The 6148-nt window shown below is 75.4% G+C and carries 1 pseudogene; it reads right to left on the reverse strand.

Going from position 1 to position 6148, the window contains the following annotated elements:
• Window positions 1-109: 109 nt before the first annotated feature.
• A pseudogene (locus ACFXPK_RS29760) lies at window positions 110-6016 on the reverse strand (SDR family NAD(P)-dependent oxidoreductase); the annotation flags it as partial.
• Window positions 6017-6148 lie beyond the last annotated feature (132 nt).

The raw sequence follows: 6148 nt of genomic DNA on the forward strand, positions 1-6148 counted from the left end.
GGGCCCCTGGTTCACCCCCCCGCCGCGGGGTCGCCGCGTGGCGTCAACTGGGGCGGGGCCGGGGCGCCCCCCCCCCCCCCCCCCGGGGTCTGCTGTCGGCGGGCGGCCGTCAGTCGCGGCCCAGTTCGTTGTCGAGCATGTCGAACATGTCCTCGTCGGAAGCGGAGTCGAAGTCGAAGGACTCCTCCTCCCCCGGGGTCTCCCCGGATCCGGCGAGGGACTCGGCGCGCAGGGACTGCCACTTGCTGCGCAGGACCTCCAGCCGTCCCGCCACCTGGTCGAAGAGTTCGGCTCCGACCTCGACGCCGGAGAACGCCTTCTCCAGCCGGTCCAGTTCGCTCAGGACCGCCTCAGGACCCTCGGTCGGCGCCGGGGCCACCTTGGCGTACAGGTGGGCGACGAGTTCGCTGGGGGTCGGGTAGTCGAACAGCAGGGTGGCCGGCAGCCGTACGCCGATGAGGGCGCCGAGCCGGTTGCGCAGTTCCACCGAGGTCAGCGAGTCGAACCCGAGGTCCTGGAAGGCACGGGTCGGTTCGACGTCGGCCAGTTCCGCATGGCCCAGCACGGTCGCGATCTGGCCACGTACCAGGTCCAGCAGGACCTCGGCGCCCTCGGCGGGGGTGAGCCCGGCGAGGCGCGCGGTGAGGTCGGCGACCGCCGCGGCGCCCCCGGCGGAGGCGGTCCGCCGGGCCGGGACCCGGATCAGCGACCGGAACAGCGGCGGTACTTCGCCCAGCGAGCGCAGCGCGCCGAGGTCGAGCCGTACCGGCAGCAGAGCCGGACCGTACTGGGCGGTGCCGGTGACCGAGTCGAAGAGGGCGAGGCCCTGTTCGGGGGTCATCGGGGGCATGCCCGCCCGGCCCATCCGGGCGATGTCCGCCTCGCTCAGCTCCCCGGTCATGCCGCTGCCGCGGGTCCAGGGACCCCAGGCGAGCGACACCGCGGACAGCCCGCGCTCCCGGCGGTGCTGGGCGAGGGCGTCGAGGAAGGCGTTGCCCGCCGCGTAGTTGGCCTGTCCCGCGCTGCCGAGCGTGCCGGCCACGGAGGAGAACAGCACGAACGCGTCGAGTCCGAGTCCGGCGGTCGCCTCGTGCAGATGCCAGGCGGCGTCCGCCTTGGGCCGCAGGACGCGCGCCAGCCGTTCCGGGGTGAGGGAGTCGACGACTCCGTCGTCCAGGACGCCCGCCGCGTGGATCACGGCGCGCAGCGGCCGGTCGGCGGGGATGTCCGCGAGCAGCGCGTCGAGGGCCGTCCGGTCGCCGACGTCGCAGGCGGCGACGGTGACCCGGGCGCCCGACTCCTCCAGGGCGGCGGCGAGTTCACCGGCGCCCTCGGCGGCCGGTCCGCGCCGGCTGACCAGGAGCAGGCTGCGGACGCCGTGCTCGTCGACCAGGTGGCGGGCGACGGCGGCACCGAGGCCGCCGGTGCCACCGGTGACCAGGACGGTGCCCCGCGGGTCCCAGACCGCGGGCGCGTCCTCGGCGGGTACGTCCCCGGCGGGGGCCTCCGCCCGGACCAGCCGGGGCGCGAGCAGCCGTCCCCCGCGCACCGCGAGCTGCGGTTCGGCGGAGGCCAGGGCGGCGTCCAGGATCGCGGGCACCTCGGTGCCGGGCTCCAGGTCGAGGAGCCCGAACCGGTCGGGGTGCTCCGCCTGGGCGGCGCGCATCAGGCCCCACACGGCGGCGGACGCCGGGGAGGCGCCGTCGGTCGCGCCACGGGTGACGACCGTCAGGCGGGCACCGGCGAACCGTTCGTCGCCGAGCCAGTCGCGGACCGTCCCGAGGACACGGGAGGCCACCGCGTGCGCGGCCGTCGCCCCCTCGCCGTCGGTGGTGACCGGCAGCAGCACCACGGGCGGCACCTCGTCGCCGAGGTCCGCCGGCGTGGCGACCGTACGGGCGTCGACACCGGCGAGCAGCGCCGCGTCGGGGCCGACCACGGTGACCGGTCCCGTCGTACCGCCGGACGGTGCCGAGCCGTCCCCGGCCGCCACCCAGTCGAGGGTGAACAGGGAGTCGCGGCCCGCGGCTGTGGCGCCGCCGAGCTGTTCGGCGGAGATCGGGCGGGTCACCAGGGAGCCCACCTCGGCGACCAGGGTGCCGGCGGTGTCGGCGACGGCGATGGCGAGCGTGCCGTCGTCGGCGCGGGAGAGCCGCAGCCGGACCGTGGAGGCGCCCACCGCGTGCACGGACACCCCGTTCCAGGAGAACGGGACGCTGCCGCCCGCCCCTTCGCCGTCGCCCCCGTCGCCGTTGGTCCCGGCCAGGGCGGTGGCGTGGAGTCCGGCGTCGAACAGCGCGGGGTGCAGGGTGAACGCGGTGCCGTCGGTACCGTCGGGCAGGGCGGCTTCGGCGAAGACCTCACCGTCCCGGCTCCACGCGGCCCGCAGGCCCTGGAAGACCGGCCCGTACACGAACCCGGCGTCCTCGAAGCGCTCGTACAGTCCGCCGATGTCCAGCGGTTCGGCCTGCTCGGGCGGCCACACCGCGCTGTCGAAGACGGTGGCGGGGGCGTCCGCGGGGACGGTCGCCAGGGTGCCGTCGGCGTGCGAGGTCCAGGGCGCTCCGGCGTCGTCCGCGGGCCGGGAGTGGACGCCGACGGTGCGCCGGCCGGTCTCGTCGGGGGCTCCGACGCCGACCTGGATCTGGACGGTGCCGCGCTCGGGCAGGACCAGCGGCGCGGCGAGGGTGAGTTCCTCCACCCGGTCGCAGCCGAGGACGTTCCCGGCGTGTACGGCGAGTTCCAGCAGCGCGGTGCCGGGGACGAGGACGGCGCCCATGACCCGGTGGTCGGCGATCCAGCCGTGGCTGCCCCGGGAGAGCCGTCCGGTGAAGAGGTGTCCTTCGGTGCCGGCGACTTCCACCGCGCCGCCGAGCAGCGGGTGATCGGCGGACCCGAGCCCGGCGGCCTCCGCGCCGGCGCCCATCGTCATCGTTCCCTCGGGCCAGAAGCGGCGCCGCTGGAAGGCGTAGGTGGGCAGTTCGGTCGTGCGGGCGCCGCGGCCCGCGAAGAACGCGGCCCAGTCGACGTCGACGCCGTGTCCGTGCAGCCGGGCCAGCGCGTCCACCAGCGCCTCGTCGCCGGGCCCGCCGCGGCGCTGCGCGGCGACCGTGACGGCCTCCTCGGGGAGCGAGTCGCGGGCCATGGCGGAGGCGACGCCGTCCGGGCCGAGTTCGAGGAACCGGGTCGCGCCGGCCGCGTACAGGGTGGTGACGCCGTCGGCGAAGCGGACCGCCTCGCGGACATGGCGTACCCAGTAGTCGGCGGAGCGAAGTTCCTCGGCGCTCGCCGTGGCACCGGTCAGGTTGGAGACGACCGGGAGGACGGGCGGCTGCGGGGAGAGCCCCGCGACGACCGCGCGGAACTCCTCCAGCATCGGTTCCATGAGCGGGGAGTGGAAGGCGTGCGACACGCGGAGCGCGGTCGTGCGCCGGCCCTGTTCCCGCAGGATCGCGCTGATCTTCTCGACGTCCTCGGCGGTCCCGGACACCACGAGGGACGTCGGCCCGTTGACGGCGGCGACGGAGACCCCGTCGGTGAGGTACGGCAGCACCTCGTCCTCGGTGGCCTCGATCGCGGCCATGGCGCCGCCCTCCGGCAGGGCCGCCATGAGCCGGCCGCGTGCGGCGACCAGGGCGCAGGCGTCCGCGAGGGAGAACACCCCGGCGACGTGCGCGGCGGTGATCTCACCGATGGAGTGCCCGGCCACGAGGTCCGGGGTGACGCCCCAGGACGCGGTCAGACGGTGCAGGGCGACGCCGAGCGCGAAGAGCGCGGCCTGGGCGTAGGCGGTGTTGTCGAGGGCGGCCCGGTCGTCGCCCCACACCACCTCGCGCAGCGGGCGCTCCAGGTGCGCGTCGAGTCCGGCGCAGACCGCGTCGAACGCCTCGGCGAACACCGGGAACCGGTCGTACAGGTCGCGGCCCATGCCGAGACGCTGGGAGCCCTGTCCGGGGAAGAGCAGCGCGAGCAGTCCCTCGCCGGCCCCGGTCGTGGGCTCCTCGCCGCGGGCCACGGCTCCGAGCGCGGCCAGCAGGCCGTCGCGGCTGGAGCCGGTGACGGCCACCCGGTGTTCGAAGCGGGCCCGCCCGGTGGCCAGGGAGTAGGCGACGTCGAGGGGACGCGCCGCGCTGTCGGCCGCCAGCCACCGGTGCAGCCGCTCGGCCTGGGCGCGCAGGGCGCCCGGGTCACGGGCGGAGAGCAGCCAGGGGACGAACGGGGCCGGGACCTGGGCCTGACCTTCGGGGTCGACGGCGGGGGCGTCGGGGCCGGGACGGTCGGGCTCCGCGGCCGGACGGCCGGTGGCGGGCGCCTGCTCGACGATGATGTGCGCGTTGGTGCCGCTGATGCCGAAGGAGGAGATCCCCGCCCGGCGCGGACGCTCGGCACCGGTCCACGCACGGGCCTCGGTGAGCAGTTCCACCGAACCGGTGGTCCAGTCGACCTGGTCGCTGGGCTCGTCCACGTTGAGGGTGGCGGGCAGCATTTCGTTGCGCAGCGCCAGGACCATCTTGATGACACCGGCGACTCCGGCGGCGGCCTGCGTGTGCCCGATGTTCGACTTGATCGAGCCGAGCAGCAGCGGCCGGTCCTCCGCCCGGTCCTGACCGTACGTGGCCAGCAGCGCCTGCGCCTCGATCGGGTCGCCCAGGGTGGTGCCGGTGCCGTGCGCCTCGACCGCGTCGACCTGGTCGGCCGCGAGCCGGGCGTTGGCGAGTGCCTGCCGGATGACCCGGCGCTGGGAGGGCCCGTTGGGCGCGGTGAGCCCGTTGCTCGCACCGTCCTGGTTGACGGCGGAGCCGCGGACCACGGCCAGCACCTCGTGTCCGTTGCGTACGGCGTCGGAGAGCCGTTCCACGACGAGGAAGCCGGCGCCTTCGGAGAAGCCGGTGCCGTCGGCCGCCGAGGCGAACGACTTGCAGCGCCCGTCGGGGGCGAGACCGCCCTGCCGCCCGAACTCGGCGAACACCGCGGGCGTCGACAGTACGGTGACACCGCCGGTGACGGCCAGTGAGCACTCGCCCTGCCGCAGCGCCTGCACCGCGAGGTGCAGGGCGACGAGGGAGGAGGAGCAGGCCGTGTCGACGGAGACGGCGGGGCCTTCGAGCCCGAGCTTGTAGGCGACGCGGCCGGTGACGACGCTGCCGTTGCCGTCGCTGCCGGGGTAGTCGTGGTACATCACACCGGCGAAGACACCGGTCCTGCTGCCCTTCAGGGTGTGCGGGTCGATCCCGGCCCGCTCCAGGGCTTCCCAGGACATCTCCAGCGCGAGGCGCTGCTGCGGGTCCATGCCGAGGGCTTCACGGGGCGAGATCCCGAAGAACCCGGCGTCGAAGTCGGCCGCCCCGTCGAGGAAGCCGCCCTCCCTGGCGTACAGGCCGTCGGGGTGGTTCGACTCGGGGTCGCGCAGGATCGACAGGTCCCAGCCGCGGTCCTGCGGGAACGGCACGATCGCGTCCTCGCCGGAGGTGACGAGCCGCCACAGGTCCTCGGGCGAGTCGATGCCGCCCGGGTAGCGGCAGGCCATGCCGACGATGGCGATGGGCTCGTGCTGGGCCGCGGTGAGCCTGCGGTTGTCGCGGCGCAGGCGGGCGGTCTCGGCGTGGGCGGCGCGGAGCGCGTCCGTACCGGATCCGTCCTCGTCCGTGCCGGTGAGATCGGCGGCGTCCTCCTCGTCGAGGGAGGCCAGGAGGGCGTCCCGGTCGGTGGCGGGGAGGCCGCCGCTGTCCCCGGCGAGGTCCAGCAGGGTGTCCATCAGGCCGGCGTCCCGCAGGCGCCGGGCCGGGATGGAGGACAGGGCCCGGCGGACGCCGTCCTCGGCGCCGTCACCGGTGCCGTCGGCTCCGGCGGCCGGGTGGGCCGCGGCGAGTTCCTCCTCGATGGCCTCGGTGACGGCGAGGGCGTTGGGGTGGTCGAAGACCAGGGTCGCGGGGAGCCGCAGCCCGGTGAGCGTGTTGAGGTGGTTACGAAGCTCCGTCGCGGCCAGCGAGTCGAACCCCAGCTCCTGGAACGCCCGTTCAGCACCGATCGCCTCGGCCGAACCGTGCCCGAGGACCGCGGCCACCTGCGAACGCACCAGATGCAACACCTCACGATGCCGCTCGGACACCGGAAGTGCAGCAAGACGCAGCGCCGGCGAACCCGAAGA

This window comes from Streptomyces sp. NPDC059142, from assembly GCF_042755665.1.
Lineage (GTDB): Bacteria > Actinomycetota > Actinomycetes > Streptomycetales > Streptomycetaceae > Streptomyces.